Origin of the sequence: Gordonia malaquae, assembly GCF_037148075.1 — a bacterium.
GTDB lineage: Bacteria > Actinomycetota > Actinomycetes > Mycobacteriales > Mycobacteriaceae > Gordonia > Gordonia malaquae.
In genome coordinates, this window is the sequence record NZ_JBBCUB010000004.1 from 192,760 (window position 1) to 211,874 (window position 19,115).

16 protein-coding genes, 1 pseudogene and 1 riboswitch are annotated in these 19,115 nt (G+C 67.1%); of the genes and pseudogenes, 5 read left to right on the forward strand and 12 right to left on the reverse strand.

Going from position 1 to position 19,115, the window contains the following annotated elements:
* Window positions 1-173: 173 nt before the first annotated feature.
* A complete protein-coding gene (locus tag WFK36_RS15335; protein WP_008380885.1) occupies window positions 174-1,016 on the reverse strand; it encodes an exodeoxyribonuclease III in 843 nt (280 codons plus the stop codon).
* Window positions 1,017-1,026: 10 nt separating this feature from the next.
* Complete coding sequence (locus WFK36_RS15340) at window positions 1,027-2,244, reverse strand: MFS transporter (protein ID WP_336792706.1); 1,218 nt, start codon at window positions 2,242-2,244, stop codon at window positions 1,027-1,029.
* Between the two features lie 105 nt (window positions 2,245-2,349).
* On the opposite strand from WFK36_RS15340, the pseudogene WFK36_RS15345 reads away from it, so the two are divergent.
* Window positions 2,350-2,964 (forward strand): annotated as a pseudogene (locus tag WFK36_RS15345) (VIT1/CCC1 transporter family protein); the annotation flags it as partial.
* Here the strand turns inward: WFK36_RS15345 and WFK36_RS15350 are convergent.
* Window positions 2,908-4,377, reverse strand: a complete 1,470-nt coding sequence (locus tag WFK36_RS15350; protein WP_336792708.1) for a PE-PPE domain-containing protein — start codon at window positions 4,375-4,377, stop codon at window positions 2,908-2,910. The pseudogene WFK36_RS15345 and the gene WFK36_RS15350 sit on opposite strands and share 57 nt — an antisense overlap.
* A gap of 403 nt (window positions 4,378-4,780) precedes the next feature.
* A riboswitch (SAM riboswitch) is annotated at window positions 4,781-4,901 on the forward strand.
* A 64-nt stretch (window positions 4,902-4,965) separates the two neighbouring features.
* Here WFK36_RS15350 and WFK36_RS15355 point away from each other — a divergent pair.
* Window positions 4,966-6,267 (forward strand): bifunctional o-acetylhomoserine/o-acetylserine sulfhydrylase, encoded by a 1,302-nt coding sequence (locus WFK36_RS15355; protein WP_008380892.1) that lies wholly within the window; start codon window positions 4,966-4,968, stop codon window positions 6,265-6,267.
* 25 nt (window positions 6,268-6,292) lie between these two features.
* A complete protein-coding gene (gene metX / locus WFK36_RS15360; protein ID WP_336792710.1) occupies window positions 6,293-7,447 on the forward strand; it encodes a homoserine O-acetyltransferase MetX in 1,155 nt (384 codons plus the stop codon).
* 225 nt (window positions 7,448-7,672) lie between these two features.
* On the opposite strand, the gene WFK36_RS15365 is transcribed toward metX, so the two are convergent.
* From WFK36_RS15365 to WFK36_RS15375, 3 genes are read right to left on the reverse strand one after another with little or no spacing between them, the layout of a single operon-like run.
* On the reverse strand, window positions 7,673-7,993 hold the full coding sequence (locus tag WFK36_RS15365) for a DUF3017 domain-containing protein (protein WP_008380896.1): 321 nt from the start codon (window positions 7,991-7,993) through the stop codon (window positions 7,673-7,675).
* Window positions 7,993-8,856, reverse strand: a complete 864-nt coding sequence (locus WFK36_RS15370) for a bifunctional methylenetetrahydrofolate dehydrogenase/methenyltetrahydrofolate cyclohydrolase (RefSeq protein WP_040520547.1) — start codon at window positions 8,854-8,856, stop codon at window positions 7,993-7,995. The genes WFK36_RS15365 and WFK36_RS15370 overlap by 1 nt, the downstream gene beginning before the upstream one ends.
* Window positions 8,857-8,892: 36 nt before the next feature.
* Window positions 8,893-9,051, reverse strand: a complete 159-nt coding sequence (locus WFK36_RS15375; RefSeq protein WP_336792712.1) for a hypothetical protein — start codon at window positions 9,049-9,051, stop codon at window positions 8,893-8,895.
* 391 nt (window positions 9,052-9,442) lie between these two features.
* Here WFK36_RS15375 and WFK36_RS15380 point away from each other — a divergent pair, with 391 nt between their 5' ends.
* Window positions 9,443-9,907: a tRNA (cytidine(34)-2'-O)-methyltransferase gene (locus WFK36_RS15380; RefSeq protein WP_336792714.1), complete on the forward strand. Its 465-nt coding sequence runs from the start codon at window positions 9,443-9,445 to the stop codon at window positions 9,905-9,907.
* On the opposite strand, the gene WFK36_RS15385 is transcribed toward WFK36_RS15380, so the two are convergent.
* The 4 genes from WFK36_RS15385 to WFK36_RS15400 all read right to left on the reverse strand — a co-directional run bounded on the left by WFK36_RS15385 (window position 9,904) and on the right by WFK36_RS15400 (window position 13,592).
* Window positions 9,904-11,202 (reverse strand): reverse transcriptase family protein, encoded by a 1,299-nt coding sequence (locus tag WFK36_RS15385; RefSeq protein WP_336792716.1) that lies wholly within the window; start codon window positions 11,200-11,202, stop codon window positions 9,904-9,906. The genes WFK36_RS15380 and WFK36_RS15385 overlap by 4 nt on opposite strands.
* 182 nt (window positions 11,203-11,384) lie before the next feature.
* Window positions 11,385-12,104 (reverse strand): alpha/beta hydrolase, encoded by a 720-nt coding sequence (locus WFK36_RS15390; RefSeq protein ID WP_336792718.1) that lies wholly within the window; start codon window positions 12,102-12,104, stop codon window positions 11,385-11,387.
* 178 nt (window positions 12,105-12,282) lie between these two features.
* Complete coding sequence (locus WFK36_RS15395) at window positions 12,283-12,516, reverse strand: DUF167 domain-containing protein (protein ID WP_008380905.1); 234 nt, start codon at window positions 12,514-12,516, stop codon at window positions 12,283-12,285.
* Window positions 12,513-13,592 (reverse strand): citrate synthase, encoded by a 1,080-nt coding sequence (locus WFK36_RS15400; RefSeq protein WP_336792720.1) that lies wholly within the window; start codon window positions 13,590-13,592, stop codon window positions 12,513-12,515. The genes WFK36_RS15395 and WFK36_RS15400 overlap by 4 nt, the downstream gene beginning before the upstream one ends.
* A 53-nt stretch (window positions 13,593-13,645) precedes the next feature.
* Between WFK36_RS15400 and WFK36_RS15405 the strand changes: the two genes are divergently transcribed.
* The gene (locus WFK36_RS15405) at window positions 13,646-14,764 is read left to right on the forward strand and encodes a citrate/2-methylcitrate synthase (protein ID WP_336792722.1); all 1,119 of its coding nucleotides are present in this window, start codon (window positions 13,646-13,648) and stop codon (window positions 14,762-14,764) included.
* 207 nt (window positions 14,765-14,971) lie between these two features.
* On the opposite strand, the gene nagB is transcribed toward WFK36_RS15405, so the two are convergent.
* Both nagB and WFK36_RS15415 read right to left on the reverse strand, forming a co-directional pair.
* Window positions 14,972-15,721, reverse strand: a complete 750-nt coding sequence (gene nagB, locus WFK36_RS15410; RefSeq protein WP_336792723.1) for a glucosamine-6-phosphate deaminase — start codon at window positions 15,719-15,721, stop codon at window positions 14,972-14,974.
* A 105-nt stretch (window positions 15,722-15,826) separates the two neighbouring features.
* Window positions 15,827-19,099, reverse strand: a complete 3,273-nt coding sequence (locus tag WFK36_RS15415) for an error-prone DNA polymerase (RefSeq protein ID WP_336792724.1) — start codon at window positions 19,097-19,099, stop codon at window positions 15,827-15,829.
* Between the last annotated feature and the right edge of the window lie 16 nt (window positions 19,100-19,115).

The window sequence follows — 19,115 nt, forward strand, 5'->3', positions numbered from 1 at the left end:
CCTGCTCGTTGAGCGACGCAGTTGCCCTCTGCTCGTTGAGCGACGCAGTAACCCTCTGCTCGTTGAGCGACGCAGTAACCCTCTGCTCGTTGAGCGAGCAGGAGAGTCGCGCTCGCTCAACGAGCAGGAGAGTCGCGCTCGCCCGACGAGCAGGAAGGCGCGGCGAGGAGGGGTCAGAGGAAGGTCGCGGTGACGGGGGCGTGGTCGGACCAGCGACGGTCGTAGGCGTCCGCGCGGTGGACATGGGTGCTCTGCAGCCGGGCGGCGAGTGCAGGCGTGGCGAGGTGGTAGTCGATGCGCCATCCGGAGTCGTTGTCGAACGCCTTGCCACGCCACGACCACCAGGCGTAGGGGCCGTCGACGTCCCCGTGATGGATGCGGGCGACGTCGGCCCAGCCGCTGGTGATGCGTGCACCGACCCATTCGCGCTCGTGCGGGAGGAATCCGGAATTCTTCCGGTTACCCTTCCAGTTCTTGATGTCGCGTTCGGTGTGCGCGATGTTCCAGTCGCCCGCAACGACCACCTGCCCGTCTGCGCCCACGAGCTTGTCCAGGTATGGACCGAACTCGTTGAGGAAGCGAACCTTCTCTTCGTACTTCTCGACATCCTTCGGGTCGTCGGTGAGCGCTGCACCCGACGGGAGATACAAGCTGGCGACGGTGACCGTCGACCCGCCGAGGTCCACATCGGCCTCGAGGTATCGCCCGGACGTGTCGAACTCGTCGCTGCCGAATCCAATGCGCACAGCTGACGGCTCGGCTCTCGTCAGCACTCCGACACCGGACCTGCCTTTGACGTCCGATTCGGTCATCGTGAGGAACCACCCGTCGTCGAGAGCGGGCGCCAGCGCCTTGCGCGTGATGGCCTCCGACGCGCGGATCTCCTGCATCAGCACAACGTCGGGTGCGTGGTCGGCGAGCCACGGCAACATTCCCGGGTTGTTCTCGTTCCGCTGTTTGACGCTGGCGCGGATCCCGTTGACGTTGATGGTGGTGATGGCGAAGGGAGTGGTCACGTCCGAGACTCTATCGGCGAGGTCCGACAGCGTCGCGGCGGGCGGAGACCACCGCGATCACCAGCACCACGAGGCCCGCGACGCCGAACGCCGCGCCGACCAACGACGGCGCCCGGTAGCCGTATCCGGCCGCCACGACAACACCGCCGATCCACGCACCCAAGGCGTTCGCCACGTTGAGCGCTGAGTGGTTGAGCGCGGCGGCGATCGTCTGTGCGTCGTGTGAGACGTCCATCAGACGTGTCTGCAGGCCGGGGATCGCGCTCGAGCCGGTCATACCGACGCCGAACGCGACGACCACGGCCGGCCAACCAGTACTGACGGTCGCCGCGAACAGAAGCAGCGTGACGGCAGCGCCCGCCAGACCGATCCCGATCGCGATGTCTCCATACCGATCGGCGAGGCGGCCGCCGACGATGTTGCCGGTCACCATGCCGAGCCCGAACAACATCAAGGCGATCGGCACGGCCGATTCACCGAGGCCGCCGATCGAGGTCAAAGCCGAGTTGAGGAAGGTGTAGAACGCGAAGAAGCCACCGAAACCGATCATGCCGACGAACAGAGTCAGCCAGATCTGCGTGCTCCGCAGTCCTGCGAGCTCGGTGCGTGGGTCGGTGGTCGTCATGTCGGTGAGGCTCGGAAGCACCCGCCACAGCGAGGCCACAGTCACCACGCCGATCACGACGACAAGGCCGAGCGCTGCCCGCCATCCGAAGTGCTGGCCGATGAACGTGGCGACCGGGACACCCGCGACATTGGCGACGGACAGACCCAACATCACCTGGCCCACCGCGCGTGCGCGTCGACCCGGGCCTGCCACGTGCGCCGCCACCAGCGCCGCGACGCCGAAGTACGCGCCGTGCGGCAGCCCGGCGACGAACCGCGCCGCCATCAACGTGCCGAACGACGGGGCGATCAGGCTCAGCGCGTTGCCCGCGGTGAACGCGACCATCAAGGCGATCAGCAGAGTCCGACGCGACACTCTCGCGGCGAGCACCGCGATCACCGGGGCCCCGACCACCACACCGAGCGCATACGCAGAGATGACGTAGCTCGCGGTCGACTCGGTGATCGTCAGATCGCCTGCGATGTTGGGAAGCAATCCCATCGCCACGAACTCGGTGGTGCCGATGCCGAATCCGCCGAGAGCGAGGACAAGGATGATCCACGTCAGGTGGGGGCGAGGGGCGGACGGCTCGTCGACGACGGATCTAGTCTCGGTGTTCACTACGGATTCGCGCACAGTGCAATAACGCGCCGACATCGTCCACTCATCCACTCGGCGCGGTGACACTTGTCACGAAGTGCTGTGCGCTGGGACTATTCTCCTCAGATGCCCAACGCACTCGCCCGATGGTGGGCCGATGTCGACGCCGGCGATCTCCGGGACCGGCTCACCGACGTCAACGACGGCATCATCGCCCTGGCCGGCACCGGGCTGGGTCTGGCAGGCGCGAAGATCAGCGGGGCCACATCGTTCGCGGTGCTGGTGATCACGACCCTGATGGGCGCGTTCGCGGTGTTCGGCGTCCAGCTGTGCGAGGCCCTGTCGCATCGGGAGGCTCAGCAGTCGACTGTCGCGCGAGAGCAGCGACTGCTGGAGCTGACGCCGGACGAGGAGATGGCCGAGCTCACCGAGTGGTTCGAGCGGAAGGGCGTCACCCCTGAGACGTCGAAGCAGGTGGCCCAGGAGCTCTGGGACGCCGACGCACTGTCGGCCCAGCTCGAGATCGAGTACGGGATCCGCGAACTGACAACGCAGTCGGACGCGTGGCGGGAGGCGATCACAGCCGGTCTGGCATTCCTGGTCGGTGCGACGCTCCCGGTTGTGGCGATGGTGATGGTGCCGCTCCCCTGGCGCAGCGAGTCGACGATCATCGCTGCGCTCGCATCACTCGTGGTCACCTCGGTGATCATCGCTCGACGCGGCTATGCGAACGCGACGAGGACCGCCCTGCGATCGTTGATGATCGGCGGGACGGCCCTCGCGCTCGGTTACCTGTTGGGCGATTGGATGATGTGATCGGCCGCCGATCGGAAGGGTGATCGTTCCCTTGCGGGCGTCGGCGGTGCCCGGAGCGAGCTCCACGCTCACCGACGGCGCCGTGGTCGGCGCCTGGTCGAGGAGCACCGAGTTCCCGGGCGCATTCGAACCCATCAGTCCCGTCGGGTCGAGGGCGATGTAGAGCAGCTTGCGGCTGTCGATCATCGGCACCGTCGTCTCCACGTGGAGGAGCTTCGTGCTGGGGATCAGCGCGTCGTCGACGGACGGGTTGTCGGTCATTCCGATCCCGAGGTCGACGCCGACGGTGAGGTCGTTCTTGGTTCCCCAGTTCCGTTCCACCTGAACGCCGACCGCGCCTGCGACGACTGCCTCGACACCGACGGACAGGTTGCCGCTCGACGAGTCCGGTGCGCCGCCGATGAGCGGACGCATCTGGGCAATGGTGACACCGGGCACAAGATCGAGCGGGGCGCGATTGTCGACGTAGTCGGCCGCATCGCCGAAGATGTTCGTCTGTCCGGTCAGTGCATGTTCCGCTCGGGCCAGCAGCGAGGTGGACGACGGCAACGGAGTGACGCAGTCGTCGGTGGCGCCCTGCTGCTCGCACTTCAGGCCGCCCCACTTGGCCTTGTCGGTCGGGTCGTGGTTCATCCGGCCCGGGTAGTAGCCGTGCTTGAGGAAGTAGCCGAGGAACGAGTCGGCGGCGCCCACCGGATCGAACAGCGGATCGGGGACGTCGCAGATTCCATCGCCCTCGGTGCAGACCTGCTTGACCGGGATGTCGCCGAATCCGCCGTCACGCGGTCCCGACATCGTCAGCCCCGGAATGAATCCGATGAGCGCGTTCTCGACGCCGGTGCTGTTCGGACGGCCGACCCGGCGGGGATCGGAGTACAGCTCGCCCGACAGGCCTGCACGCGAGATCCGTGCACCCTTCTGGCGGTCGTTCGCCACATCGGACAGAACGTCGCCTGCGACGCGGGCGCCCTGCGAGTAGCCCGACACGACGACCGGCTTGCCCGGACAGCGCTGCTGATACGAAGCGATCGCCGACTGCGTGGCCGCCTTGCCGAGCGCGACGTCATCGTCGTAGCTGATGGGTCCGAGTGGCCACAGCGACGTCGGATAGTCGACGTACTGAACCTTGTAGCCGCTGTCGAGGTACCTGGCGCCGACACCGGTGACGCCACCGGTCGGAATGCCGTGCCCGTTGCGCGGCGCGTTCGTTCCGGCGACGACGATGGCAGCTCCATTGCCACAGGTGTCGGCGGACGCCGTTCCGGTTCCGAGCGGCGCAACGGCGACAGCTGCGGTGAACGACAGGAGAAGGAGAGGGAGGGAGCGCGTCTTGGTCACCAGGAGATTCTCAGGTAGCTCGGAGGATTCCGCTCAGCGAGAATTCACTCCTGGCACAGAGTTGCCGGGACCGACACCCGGCGACATCCGCCCGTCACGAGTTCGTTGCATCGCGTTTTCCAGCGAGCCGAAAGAAAGGGTTGCCTTACCTTGGTAAATGTCGAATCGTTCGACGGAAACGCCCTTCCGCGAGGGTGGGTATGAGGTGCGTCACCCACACGTCCCCGTGGCACAGAAATGCACTCGCCGTGACCGTGAACACCCCGTCGGGCCGAAGCCTGAGCCCGATCGAGCGGCTCGCAAATGCCCGATAACACAGGCCGGTCGCCGAGCGGAAGACTTTTGCTCCGATGGGTTGCGGCTGTACCCGCCCCTGATGGTCGGTGATATATCCTGTGCAACAGGTCATGAGCATCAGCGACAAGCCCCGGCTCGCTGATCGGCAACCCTCCTCCGCGGTGGGGTGCTCCGGGTGATGACCTGGTCGCGGCGGACTTCGTGTTCGCCCGCGGCAAGCGCGGGTCCGACGGTCGGACCCACAAGAGCGGGCCACGGCCCGGCCGACCACGAGAAAGTGAATGACGTCCCATGTCTGACGCCACAAGCTGGAGCTTCGAGACCAACCAGATCCACGCCGGTCAGGTGGTCGACTCGACCACGAACGCCCGGGCGTTGCCGATTTACCAGACGACGTCGTACGTCTTCAACAACACCGACCACGCCGCGAATCTCTTCGCGCTGGCCGAGCCCGGCAACATCTACACGCGCATCATGAACCCGACCCAGGACGCCGTCGAGCAGCGCCTCGCCGCCCTCGGTGGAGGCGTCGCCGCGCTCCTCGTCTCGTCGGGCCAGGCCGCGACGACCTACGCGATCCAGAACATCGTCGAGAACGGCGGCCACGTCGTCTCGAGCCCCCGCATCTACGGCGGCACGTACAACCTGTTCCACTACACGCTGCCCAAGTTCGGCATCGAGGTCTCGTTCGTCGAGGACCCCGACGATCTGGAGTCGTGGAAGGCCGCCATCAAGCCGAACACGCGCGCCGTGTTCGCCGAGACCATCTCGAACCCGCACAACCAGGTCCTCGACATCGCGGGTGTCGCAGGCGTCGCGCACGACAACGGCCTGCCGCTGATCGTCGACAACACCGTCGCCACCCCGTACCTGCTGAACCCGATCGAGCACGGCGCCGACATCGTCGTCCACTCGGCCACCAAGTACATCGGCGGACACGGCAGCGCCATCGGCGGCGTCATCATCGACGGCGGCAAGTTCGACTGGCGCGTGCAGCGTGACGGCGTGGACCTGTTCCCCGGCTTCACCACACCCGACCACAGCTACGGCGGTGTTGTGATCGCCGACCTCGGCGCCCCCGCGTACGCCCTCAAGGCGCGCATTCAGCTGCTCCGCGACACCGGTTCGGCCATCGCGCCGTTCAACGCCTTCCTCCTGGCCCAGGGCATCGAGACCCTGAGCCTCCGCGTGGAGCGTCACGTGTCCAACGCTCAGAAGGTCGCCGAGTTCCTCGAGGCTCACGACCAGGTCACCTCGGTCTCGTACGCGGGCCTGCCGTCGTCGCCGTACTACGAGCGCGCACAGGAACTCCTCCCCAAGGGCGCCGGCGCCGTGATCGGCTTCGAGATCGCCGGCGGCGTGGATGCAGGCAAGGCGTTCGTGAACGCATTGACCCTGCACAGCCATGTCGCCAACATCGGCGACGTCCGGTCGCTCGTGATCCACCCCGCGTCGACCACCCACAGCCAGCTGTCTCCCGAGGAGCAGCTCGCCGCAGGCGTCACGCCGGGCCTGGTCCGTCTCGCCGTCGGCATCGAGGGAATCGACGACATCCTCGCCGACCTGACTGAAGGGTTCAAGGCCGCCAAGTGATTTCAGTGAATGTGGAGGGCGCCCGGTGTCGGTGATCGTCGACCCGGCCGCCACGGCTTTCGACTCCGACTGGGCTTCCCGCCCAGACGGGTCGGACGTCGCCGTGCGCATCGGCGACCTGACCCTCGATTCGGGGGCCGGGCTCGCTGATGTCACGGTCACATTCCAGAAGTGGGGCACGCCCAACGCGGCCGGTGACAACATAGTGCTGGCTCTGCACGCCCTCACCGGCAACTCGCATGTCACCGGTCCCGCCGACGCCCGGTTCTCGATGACGGGCTGGTGGGACGGGCTGATCGGGCCGGGCTGCGCGATCGACACCGACGAATGGTGCGTCGTCGCCCCGAACGCGATCGGCGGATGCTACGGCTCCACCGGTCCGGGTTCCGTCGCGCCCGACGGCCAGGCGTGGGGCTCCCGCTTCCCGCTGCTGACGGTCCGCGACCTGGTCCGCGCCGAGAACATCGCATTCAGCGCTGTCGGGATCACCCGGTTCGCCGTCGTCGCGGGCGGATCCATGGGCGGCGCCCGTGCCCTCGAGTGGACCGTCACGCACGACGACAAGGTCGACGCCGCGCTCATTCTCGCCGTCGGCGCACGCGCATCAGCCGATCAGATCGGCACCCAGACAACCCAGATCGCGGCCATCAAGGGCGACGCGGACTGGCAGGGCGGCGACTACTACGGCACCGACCGTGCCCCGACGACAGGCATGGGCGTCGCCCGCCGGGTCGCGCATCTGTCGTACCGCAGCGACCGGGAACTCGACGAACGGTTCGAGAATCTCCCGCAGGGCGACGAGGACCCGCTGACGGGCGGCCGCTACGCGGTCGCCAGTTACCTCGAGTATCAGTCGGAGAAGTTGAAGGCCCGGTTTGATCCGGGCAGCTACGTCGCGCTGTCGGAGGTACTGAACAACCACGACGTCGGGCGTGGCCGCGGTGGCATCAAGGCCGCGCTCAACGCCTGCACGGTGCCCACCGTCGTCGGCGGCATCGACTCCGATCGTCTGTACCCGCTGTACCAGCAGGAAGAACTGGCGGCCGAGCTCGGAAACTGTGTCGGTGGACTCCGCGTGGTCCATTCCAACGCGGGCCACGACGGCTTTCTCACCGAGAAGGAACCCATCGGCGTCCTCCTTCGCGACACCGTCGCTCTCGCCCGCGCCCAGCGCCGCTGAGTTCTTTCCGCTCGTCCCCTGCTCGTCGAGCCGTTGCCCTTCGTGCTCGTTGAGCCGGGGAGGAGCGCCGCGAAGAACCGAGTCGAAGCGTGCCGACGCGCCGACCTTTCGACTCGCTTCGCTCGCTCAAGGAGCAGGGGAAAGCTCCCGAGCGGAACTCCACCACTGCTCGTTGAGCCGGGGAGGAGCGCAGCGACGAGCCGAGTCGAAGCGCGCCGAGCCCAGTCAGGCAGTTCCGAGGGAGTCGATCGAGGTGGCGAGCCACAGGACTGCGGCGCCGAGGGCCGCCATGGCGGCGACGTCGAACGGGCGACTGCGGACCTGCAGCAGTCCGATCCGGACGGTCGGCAGGATCGCGCGGAACGTGGCGCCGACGAGAAGCGCCGATCCGAAGACGAACGCGCCGCGTCGCCAACGGTCCATCAGCACGAGGATCGCGGCCACCACGACGATCGCGAGCACCACGTAGAACGGGATGTTCGCGATCACCTGGTGGATGCGTCGTGCCTTGCGGATCGCGTCGACGCGCTCGTCGCGGTCGGACATCAGGCTTCCGCGGCCGCCAACTGCTGTTCGGCACGCTCTACGACGTTGGCGAGCAGGAAGGCGCGGGTCAGCGGCCCGACGCCACCCGGGTTCGGGGACACTGCACCCGCGACGTCCCAGACGTCAGGCGCCACGTCGCCCTGCAGCCCGGCGTCGGTGCGGCTGACGCCCACGTCGACGACGGCTGCACCGGGCTTGACCATGTCGGCGGTGATGAGGTGTGCAACGCCTGCGGCCGCGACGATGATGTCGGCGCGCCGTGTCTCGGCGGCGAGGTCCTTCGTGCCGGTGTGGCACAGCGTGACGGTCGCGTTCTCGCTGCGACGGGTCAGCAGCAGGCCGATCGGCCGTCCGATCGTCACGCCACGGCCGACGACCGTCACGTGCGCGCCGTCGAGCGGGATGTCGTAGCGACGCAGGAGGTGGATGACGCCGCGCGGGGTGCACGGGAGCGTCGACTCCTTGCCGAGGACGAGGCGACCGAGGTTGATCGGGTGGAGACCGTCCGCGTCCTTCTCCGGCGCGATGCGCTCGAGGGCGGCGTTCTCGTCGAGATGCTTGGGCAGCGGCAGCTGGACGATGTACCCGGTGCACGCGGGGTCGGCGTTCAGTTCGTCGATGGCCGCATTGAGCTGCTCCTGCGTGATGTCGGCCGGCAGATCCTTGCGGATCGACGAGATGCCGACCTTCGCGCAGTCGGAGTGCTTGCCCTTCACATACGACTGCGAGCCGGGATCGTCGCCGACCAGCACCGTGCCCAGTCCGGGCGTGATGCCCGCAGCGCGGAGTGTGTCCACTCGCGCCTTCAGGTCAGTGAAGATCTCGTCTCGGGTGAGCTTGCCGTCCAGTCGAATCGCCGTCACAGTGATCCATTGTTCCACTGACGGCGATTCGACGGGTCAGGCGGCTGCCATCTGCGACCGCGCGACGGCGAGGAACTCCTCGACGGTCACGTAGAAGCCTGTGGCGTCGTCGATCTGGAACCAGACGGTCTGCGCCGGATCCAGGTCGTTCGGGTTGGTGTTGATGCTGGTCATGTCAATGGTGTTGGTACGCATGGTTATGCCTCCTGGCATGGGTGATTGGCAGCGAACAAATCGCTGCGCGCAAATGTCGTGGGTCACTCGCTCGCAGATGGAGCAGCTCTTCCCGCGTGTCGATCGAAGTCGAAACAGAGGACTCGTCGGTTCGTCGGCGCCCTTTATCGGCGCGCGAACCCAGACCCTGAGATCCTCGGGAGATTCGCAACTGTGTCGGCGGACCGTGAGAGGGTCAACGCCTGCGTGTTGCGGACAAATCATCGTCGCACACTCGTTCGCCCTGCGTCAACCCGCATTGCGAACTCTCCCAGTTCCCGCGGCACTTCCAGTTCCCGCTCTTCGTCCCGTCGAGGAGCGGGAACGAGAACTGCCGCGGGAACGTCGGACTGCGACGCATAGACTGACCTGCGTGTTCCGCATCGTGTACTTCCAGCCCTGCATCCCCCCGAATACGGGCAACGCGATCCGGATCGCGGCCAACACGGGGTGTGAGCTGCATCTGATCGAGCCGCTGGGCTTCACGATGACGGACACGCAGGTCAAGCGAGCGGGCCTCGACTACCACGAGATGGCGAACGTGACCGTTCACAAGAACCTCGACGCCGCATGGGACGTCCTCCAGCCCGAGCGGGTGTTCGCGTACACGGCGCATGCGTCGAAGTTCCACACCGACGTCGACTACCGTTCCGGGGACGTCCTCCTGTTCGGCCCCGAGCCGACCGGGCTGCCCGACGAGGTCCTGGGCGACCCGCATGTCACCGAGCGGTTGCGGATCCCCATGCTCGCGGGACGCCGCTCGATGAATCTCGCGAACGCAACGAGCGTCGCCCTCTACGAGGCGTGGCGGCAGAACGGGTTCGACGGCGCCGTTTAGACCGACCAGTCGACCTGTGCGGCGAGCGCCATGAGCTTGCGCCTCCGGCTTGGCGAGCCGGTCGACACCCACCCGATCCGGCCGTAGACGTATCCCCGGAAGTCTCCTCGCCCGTCTCGATTCTGCGATTCGCCGCCGTCGCGGACAGCGTTGTGCAGCAACGCCTTCAGTGCGTCGAAGTCGGCGCGCCGCGCACGCGGGCCCGCGTTGACGACGAGTCCGGCCAACTGTTGGCGTTGGTGATCGCCCATCACGCGGAGCTTGTCGGGATGCACGCGGAAGCCTTCGTCGTGCACGATCGACGAGACCACCCATGTCACCAGCTTCGGGTCGATGTCGTCGCCGGAGAGCGCCAGATCGTCGCCGTACCGCGTGTACGTGAGTCTGTTCTTCTCGGCGAAGCCCGCGATGCGGATGTCCATGCGCCGCAGGATCAGGTTCAGCAGCGCAGGCGAGGTCGGCGCGCCTTGGGGCAGGTGACGTTCCCGCAGCAATGCGGCATGGAACGAGTCCAGCTGTGCAGCGTCATCGATCGAGCAGGTGGTCGTGCAGAGCGCGGCGAGATACTCGCATACGCCCGGCGTGTATCCGATCGCCGTGAACACCGCTTTCACTCGTCGGTAGTTCGCATGCTCGAAGCAGTGCTTCAGATCGATCCGGACCACCGTGTCGTGCAGCGAATGCGGACCGGAGAACGAGACAGCCGAACGCCCGCGGACGAATCCGTGGGCCGCCGGGTGCGGCGGAACGGAGACGAGGACGTCGTCGAGGATGCGACGCTGCGCCGCCGCGAGTCGTTCCTTCGGCGCCTCGATGATCCGGAATCCACCGTGCGCCTTGGGTATCCGCCATATCCGATAGTGCCGCAGCCGCTCTGGAAGTCGTTTCGACCGGCGTCCACGAGCAGCGAACCAGTCGAGTTCGGGCAACGACATGTTCTGCCACGCCGCCAACGCCTCGACATCGGCGATCTGCCGTACGCCGAAGACCGGTGACGACACGTCCGGGTCGGCGACGAACGTGTACGGATCGGCGCGCATCGCACCGATCAGTTCTCTGATCGCCTCGCGTGGATCAGCAGGCGGCACGGGGAAGGCCTCGAGGATCGCGCGGGCCACCTCCTCCGCGTCGGCGGGTGACACCACCCGCATCAGCAGATCGGACAGTTCGGGTCGCGTCCACTCCGGACCGAGATCGCTGCCGCGGACACGCATGAGCCGCTGCGCGACAGCGCCCGCCATCATCGCGGTCTCACGCGCGGTGAAGCGCCGCGGGCGCGACAGTCCGGCCCCCAAGGTCTCCCCTTCCACCAACGAGGCAGGCGACGCGACCTGGACTTGTCGTCCTCGGCGCGCAGTGAAGCACACGAAGTGTGCCGACCTGCGTGCGACGCGGTGCCGTGCAGTGCATGAACCCAGGGGTAGCCCCTGAGACGGATCATCGATCCCTCTCGCGCCGCCTGCTCTCGCCGTCGAGGCTAGCTCAGATGCCGTTGGAAGAAGCGCAAAGCGGACTCTCCCTCGTATTCTGGGACGCCGGTGTGCCCGCCCATGTTGGCGTGCAGTCCCTTCTCCGCCGATCCGAACGCGTCGAAGAGGTCAAGCGCCATCTGGCGATCGTTGCCCGCATCGTCCCACTGCAGGAGCACGTGGAGCGGAATCGTCAGACGACGCGCTTCATCGAATGTCGCTGCGGGAACGTAACTTCCGGCGAACAACGTAGCGGCGACGATCCGCGGATCGACCAATGCCAGCCGAACCGCGACAGCCATCACGCCGCCGGACAGACCGACGGGACCGTCGATGTTCGGAAGGTCGAGCAGTGCGTCCAGCACCGCCTGCCATTCCGGCACTGCCGCGTCGACGAGCGGCGGGATCAGCCGTTCGACGATCTCGCCGACCGGACGTCCGTTTTCGGCGGCGTCCCACAGATCACGACGTGCGCGATCGACGTCGGTTAGTCGCGGACGGCCGCCACTGCCGGGGAGTTCGATGGTGGCGCAGGCGAATCCAGCGGACGATCGGGCACGCGCCGCGAGCCGCGGCCGCATCCGGTCGAGTCCGCCCGGCTGGCCGAGAAGGATCAGGGGCGTCGGACCGTCGGGGTTCTCGGGCGTCCAGAGGATTCCCGGGATGTCGCCGAGAACGAAGTCGCGTTCGACGAAACCGTCGGTGAGCGATTGTGAAGTGAAATGCATGGCTGGAGTCCTTTGCAGAGTGCGTGAAACGGCGCTCCGCGGACGACCTATCGCCCGACCGTGACTCCTGTGGGGAGCACCCTTGTCGAAACGTTCACGGGTACCACCTCCTCACGGTGTTGCACGGTCGTCGACGACGCTAACAACCGGGAGTTCCGCGTGTCCATCGATTTTCTGTTCAACCGATTCGGAACCTCTTGATTCGCGACGTCGCGCCGCTCACCAGCTCGACCCTCGACTTCGGTACCCCGAAATGCTTGGCGAGCGCCACTCCGACGGCCTTCGTCGCCTTTCCCTCGACGGCGGGTTCACGCACATAGACCGTGATCGCACCGTCGTCGGTCACCTCGACGAGAGGACCCTTCCGACTGTTCGGCTTCACGGTCACGGCCACCATTTGAACGTCGGTCATGCCTGTCTCCCCTGGCCAGTGTTGCTGCCGCGCCACCGCAGCGGCGCCTCCCCGTACTCTTCGACGACGTGTGCCGCCATCCCGACCGTGCGGCCGTACTGGAACAGGACCTCCCCGGCTCGCGGCCCCAGACCCAGTTCGAGCGCGACAACGGCACTCGCCAAGTCGACGTTCACCGGGCGGCCGGCACGCGCGATGATCACCTCCGCTGCGGCCAACGCCGTCGACTCGGGCCGGTCTGCGCGCAGGCGATCGAGCACAATTCTCGCGCGCGGATCATCGCCCCCGTAGATCACATGGCCGAATCCCGGCAGACGTCCGTCGACGACGGCGTCCGCGAGGGCACGATCCACATCGACGCCACCACGCACGGCCTCGACCAGGGAGTACGCGGACGCAGGCGCGCCTCCGTGCAGCGGCCCCGAGAGTGCGGCGTACCCGGCGAGCAGTGAATCGAAGACGCCCGCTCTGGCCGACGCCGCGACCCGAGCCGCAGTCGTCGACGCCGCGAGTCCGTTGTCGATGAGCGTCGTGACGAGCAGGTCCACCCAGGGGTGTGCAAGATCGATCTCCGGGACCACGTTCACCAGGACTGGAAGCACCCCGAGCACACGGGCGGCGGCGTCGGTGCGGTCGGCGCGCAGCGGGTCGTTGGCTGCGATCAGTGCAACGGTCAACGGGATGCGGCGTTCCACAGGGACCTGTTCGACGGCGCTCAGGTCCACCGAAGGGGGCGGCACAGGAGCGTCGACGTCGAGCACAAAGCGCGCAGCTGCGGTGAAGTCCATCGTCGCGCAGATGTCGGCGATGTCGGTGCCGCGCAACAGGAGTCGGTCGTCGCTGATCGTCGACACGCGGGTCGCGACGGCTCGAAACCGCAGAAGGCGATCGCCGGCGCGGCGGCCGTCGTGTTTGGCCGCTGCGAGCGAGTCGACCTCGGCACGGTCGAACAGCGACTCCGCCTGCCCCGGCATCCGGCGCGACGTCAGCACTCCCCTGCTCACGTACGAGTACAGCGTTCCGCGCTTCACCCCAAGCCGCGCCGATGCCTCGGACGTTGTGATCCACCTGTCCACGCGTTGATTGAATCAACATTGCAGACATTGATCAACAGCGCCACACTCGTGTCATGAGCACACCGATCAACGTCCCGCGGGGACTCAAGAACGTCATCGTCACCGACACCGAGATCGGCGACGTCCGAGGTGAGGAGGGTTTTTACCACTATCGACAGTTCGACGCGACGGAGCTCGCTCGCACCTGCACGTTCGAGGACGTCTGGCATCTGATGGTGTTCGGGTCGCTTCCCGATCCGGGACAGTCGGAGGCGTTCGCGCGGCGCATCGCCGCTCTGCGAGTGATCGACGGCGCCACCGTCGATCTGTTGCGTTCGATCGTCACACCGGAAACGGATCCGCTCGCCGCCCTGCGGGTGGCTCTCGCGGCGCTCGGCCTGGCCGACCGCCCGCTGTACGACGTCCCGGCCGCCGACCGCGTCGACTCCGCACTGCGTGCCGCGGCAGTCGTGCCGACGGTGCTCGCCGCAGCGCACCGACTCTCCCGGGGTCAGGAGGTGCTCGATGCGGATCCCGACGCGGACCACGTGTCCGATTATCTGCGGATGGCGACCGGGTCGACCGACGCAGAGGCCGCCGATGCGCTGCGCACCTACCTGATCACCACCATCGACCACGGCTTCAACGCGTCCACGTTCGCGGGTCGGGTCGTGGCGTCCACCGGTTCGGATATGACATCGTCAGTCCTCGGCGCTCTCGGTGCGTTCCTCGGACCGTTGCACGGTGGTGCTCCGAGTCGAGCTCTCGCCGCGCTCGACGACATCGGCGACCCGTCGAACACTCGAGACTGGGTGCGTGGCCGCATCGAGTCGGGCGAGAAGATCATGGGCTTCGGTCACGCCGTCTACCGCACCCATGACCCGCGGTCGGAACTGTTGAAAAGCGTTGTCCAGCAACGCTTCGACTCACCTCTCGTCCACCACGCCACCGCCGTAGAAGCCGAGATCGAGGCAGCGATCAACGAGCTCAAGCCAGGTCGTCGCCTGTACGCGAACGTCGAGTTCTACGCGGGCGTCCTGATGAGCGAGGTGGGCCTGCCGCCCGAGATGTTCACGCCGACCTTCGCCGTCGCCCGAGTCGTCGGCTGGACCGCGAACATCCTCGAACAAGCCGCCGAAGGCAAGATCATCCGCCCTGTCGCCCGCTACGTCGGCCCCCTGCCTGCTCGTTGAGCGGAAAGCTCCCACTGCTCGTTGAGCCGTCTCCGAGGCGCCAGCCGAGGTGACGTGTCGAAGCGTCGCACGGTTCAGCGCAACGAGGACGCACGATCAGGCGCTTGGCATCGCGCATACTGCTGAGATCGCGCTTTTCATCGGCTTACGAGGGCAATGTGCCCTCGTAAGCCGATGAGACGAGCGATCTTTGCAGTGTTAGCCCGATCAGGGCTTGTTGGCCCAGACATACTTGTAGTAGTCGGCGTCCTTGAGGTCGGCGGCAGCGGCGGGATCGACGACCATCGTCGCGTGGCGGTGGAGCTGCAGCACCGACGCCGGGCACGATGCCGACAGCGGTCCTTCGACAGCGGCTGCCACAGCTGCTGCCTTCCCGGATCCGGTCGCGACGAGGATGAGGTGCTTGGCATCGCAGATGGTGCCGAGCCCCTGGGTGATGACGTGCATCGGGACCTCGTCGAACGAGTCGAAGAAGCGGGCGTTGTCCTGCCGGGTCTTCTCGGTCAGGGTCTTGATGCGGGTGCGCGAGGTCAGCGACGACGACGGCTCGTTGAAGCCGATGTGGCCGTTGCTGCCGATGCCGAGGATCTGGACGTCCACCGGGCCGACTTCGGCGATGAGTGCGTCGTAGGCGTCGGCGGCAATCCGGCTGTCAGGTGCCATGCCGTCCGGGGAATGGACGTCGCCGATGTCGATGTGGTCGGTGAACTTGTCACGGATGAACCGCGCATACGACTGCGGGTGCGTCGGCACGAGCCCGACGTACTCGTCGAGCAGGACCGCGTTGACGCCGGCGAACGACAGTCCCTCGTCACGGTGTCGACGGATCAGCTCGTCGTACGTCGCGAGGGGCGACGATCCGGTGGCCAGACCGATGGTCTTCGCTCCGCCTCGGACCGCGTTCTCGACGATGTCGGCCATCACCTGTTCCGGGTGATCGACGATCACGACCTCCATGCGCTACCTGCACCTTCCATAGTGTGTGGGTTCGGTTCGAGGGTACGTTGCTCCGCCTCGACTCCGCTCGGGGAACAGAGGAGTTGCTCGGGGGACTCGTACCGGTCAGCACCAGTCGCGGGAGCGGGTTCCGACTTTGAGGTCGAGTTTCTGGAGGCGATCGGCGACGACGGTCACCGCGCCTTCCGCGTTCTGCACTTTTCCGCGGATGAGCAGAGCGGACGCGGTCTGCGCGAGGGTTCGGTAGCGCGCCCACAGGCCGACGGAGCAGACGACGTTGACCATGCCGGTCTCGTCTTCGAGGTTCACGAAGGTGACACCCGACGCGGTCGCGGGCCGTTGGCGGTGCGTCACCGCTCCCCCGACGAGCACACGGGACCCGTCCGGCACGGCGAGCAGGCCGTCGGCGGGGATCACTCCCATCGCGTTCAGTCGCGGGCGCAGGTACTGCGTCGGGTACGAGCGGGGTGAGATGCCGGTGGAGATCGCGTCGACGGCAGTCAGCTCCACCTCGCTCATACCGGGAAGTGTCGGCGCCGACCGCGGCGAGACGACGGGGAGTTGGTCGTCGCGCATTCCGGCCGCGGCTCCGGCCTCCCACAGTGCGGCCCGCCGATCCAGACCGAAGCACTCGAACGCACCAGCCGTCGCCAGCGCCTCCAGGTGCGCAAGCGTGGGCTCGGTGCGACGCGACAGGTCGGCCACCGAGGTGAACGGGCCGCCGGTGCTGCGATCGTCGACGATCCGCTGCGCCACGTCGTCCGACAGCCCCTTCACCGCGGCGAGCCCGATGCGCACGTCGAGTCCGTCGTTCTCGAGGGTCGCGTACGACAACGACCGATTCACGTCGGGTCGGTGCACCTCGACGCCGTGCCGTCTGGCGTCGGCCACCAGACTCTGCGGCGAATAGAAGCCCATCGGCTGCGCCCGCAGCAGAGCAGCGCAGAACGCCGCGGGGTGATGCAGCTTGAACCACGACGAGTAGAAGACGATCGACGCGAAGCTCTGCGAATGACTCTCCGGGAACCCGAAGTTGGCGAACGCCGCCATCTTCTCGTAGATACGATCGGCCGTGTCGCCGACGATGCCGTGCGTCTCACGCATCCCCTCGTAGAAACGCGCCTTGAGTCGCTTCATCCGTTCCGGCGACCGCTTGGATCCCATCGCCCGCCGCAGTTGGTCGGCTTCACCGGCGTCGAAGCCTGCGACGTCGACCGCCACCTGCATCATCTGCTCCTGGAACAGCGGGATTCCGAGGGTGCGGCCGAGCGACTCGCGCATCGAGTCGTGGTCGAAGGTGACCTTCTCCTTGCCGTCGCGACGTCGGATGTACGGGTGCACCGACCCGCCCTGGATCGGCCCCGGTCGGATCAACGCCACCTCGACGACGAGGTCGTAGAAGTTCCGCGGCTTCAACCGCGGGAGTGTCGCCATCTGGGCTCGCGACTCCACCTGGAACACGCCGATCGAGTCCGCGCGACACAGCATGTCGTACACCGCCTCCTCGCCGAGATCGAGCTTCGCGAGGTCGACGTCGATCCCCTTGTGATCGCGGACCAGGTCGATCGCGTAGTGCAGCGCCGACAGCATGCCGAGACCGAGGAGATCGAACTTCACCAGCCCCACGGCGGCGCAGTCGTCCTTGTCCCACTGCAGCACACTGCGGCCGGGCATCCGCGCCCACTCGGTGGGGACGACGTCGGCGATCGGCCGGTCGCAGATCACCATCCCGCCGGAGTGGATGCCCAGGTGGCGGGGCATCGACGAGATCTGTGACGCCAGGTCTCGAACATCGTCCGGTGCGGAGTCTGGAACCTTGGCCCACGCATCCTGCTGCCCTGGCGCGTATCCGAGCGCACGTGCCATGTCGCGGACGGCCGACCGCCCCCGATACGTGATGACGTTGGCCACCTGCGCACTGTTGGCCCTACCGTGCCGCGAGTACACATACTGGATCACCTCTTCGCGCCGATCCGATTCGATGTCGACGTCGATGTCGGGCGGACCGTCACGCTCGGGCGACAGGAAGCGTTCGAACAGCAGATGATTGCCAACGGGGTCGACGTTGGTGATGCCGAGGGCGTAACAGACCGCGGAGTTCGCCGAACTCCCTCGCCCCTGGCAGAGGATGTCGTGGGTTTTGCAGAACGAGACGATGTCGTGGACCACCAGGAAGTACCCGGGGAAGGTCAGCGTCTCGATGATCGCCAGCTCGTGCTCGATCTGTCGGTACGCGTCCGGGCGGGCGGCGCGCGTCCCGTACCTGCGCAGCGCCCCCTCCTCGGTGAGATGCCGCAGCCACGTCGCCTCGGTGTGGCCCTTCGGGACGTCGAACGGCGGGAGATTCGGGGCGATCAGACCGAGGGAGAACGCGCAGTCGGACGCCAGCTGGACGGCGTTGTCGATGGCGTCGAGGTGCGCAGGCATCAGGCGAGCCATCTCGTCGCCGCTGCGCAGGTGCGCCCCTCCGACGCCGGGCAGCCAGCCGTCGATCGTCGTCATGTCGGTGCGCGCACGCACCGCGGCCACGGCTGTCGCGAGTCGGCGGTTGGCCGGTCCGGCGAAATGTGCGCCCGTCGTCGCCACCGTCGACAGGCGCAGTTCGGCGGCGATGTCGGCGAGGATCGCATTGCGCTCGTCGTCGTCCGAGCAGCCGGACGCCGTCAGTTCCACCGTCACGTAGTCACGACCGAACCGATCGACGAGGTCGCCGAGCGCATCGCGGGCGCCGATCCGCCCGGCCCGCGCCAGTCCCCGACGCACCGATCCCTTCCGGCAGCCGGTCAGTATCTGCCAGTGGCCGTCGCCTGCGGCCGCGGTGATCGCGTCGGCGTCGTACCGGAGCCGCCCCTTCTCCCCTCCGGTCATGTGCGCGTCGGCGATCACTCTCGACAGCCTGCGATAGCCCTCGTCCCCGCGGGCGAGCACCAGCAGGTGATCGCCTTCCGGGTCGACGGCGCCTGCGCGCGGCGCGTCGTGCTGCAGTGACAGTTCCGCGCCGAACACCGTCGGCATGCCGAATTCTCGCGCGGCCTCGGCGAAGCGGACCACTCCGTAGAAGCCGTCGTGATCGGTCAGCGCCAACGCTGTCAGCCCGAGCCGCCACGCCTCCTCGACCATCGACTCCGGCATCGATGCGCCGTCGAGGAAGCTGTACGCGCTGTGGGCGTGCAGTTCCGCGTATCCGATCGTCGACCGTCCGAACGCGATGTCGGCAGGCACGTACTCGCCGCGTTTGCGCGACCATGCAGGCGAATCGCCGCCATCACCGACATTGGGCGGAAACGTCTCGCCGCGTCGGTCCCCCGCCCCCGGGCCTCGGCCCGACAGCACCCTCTCCATCTCCGACCAGGTCGGCGGACCGTTGCTCCACCCCATTCATCCGATTATAGAA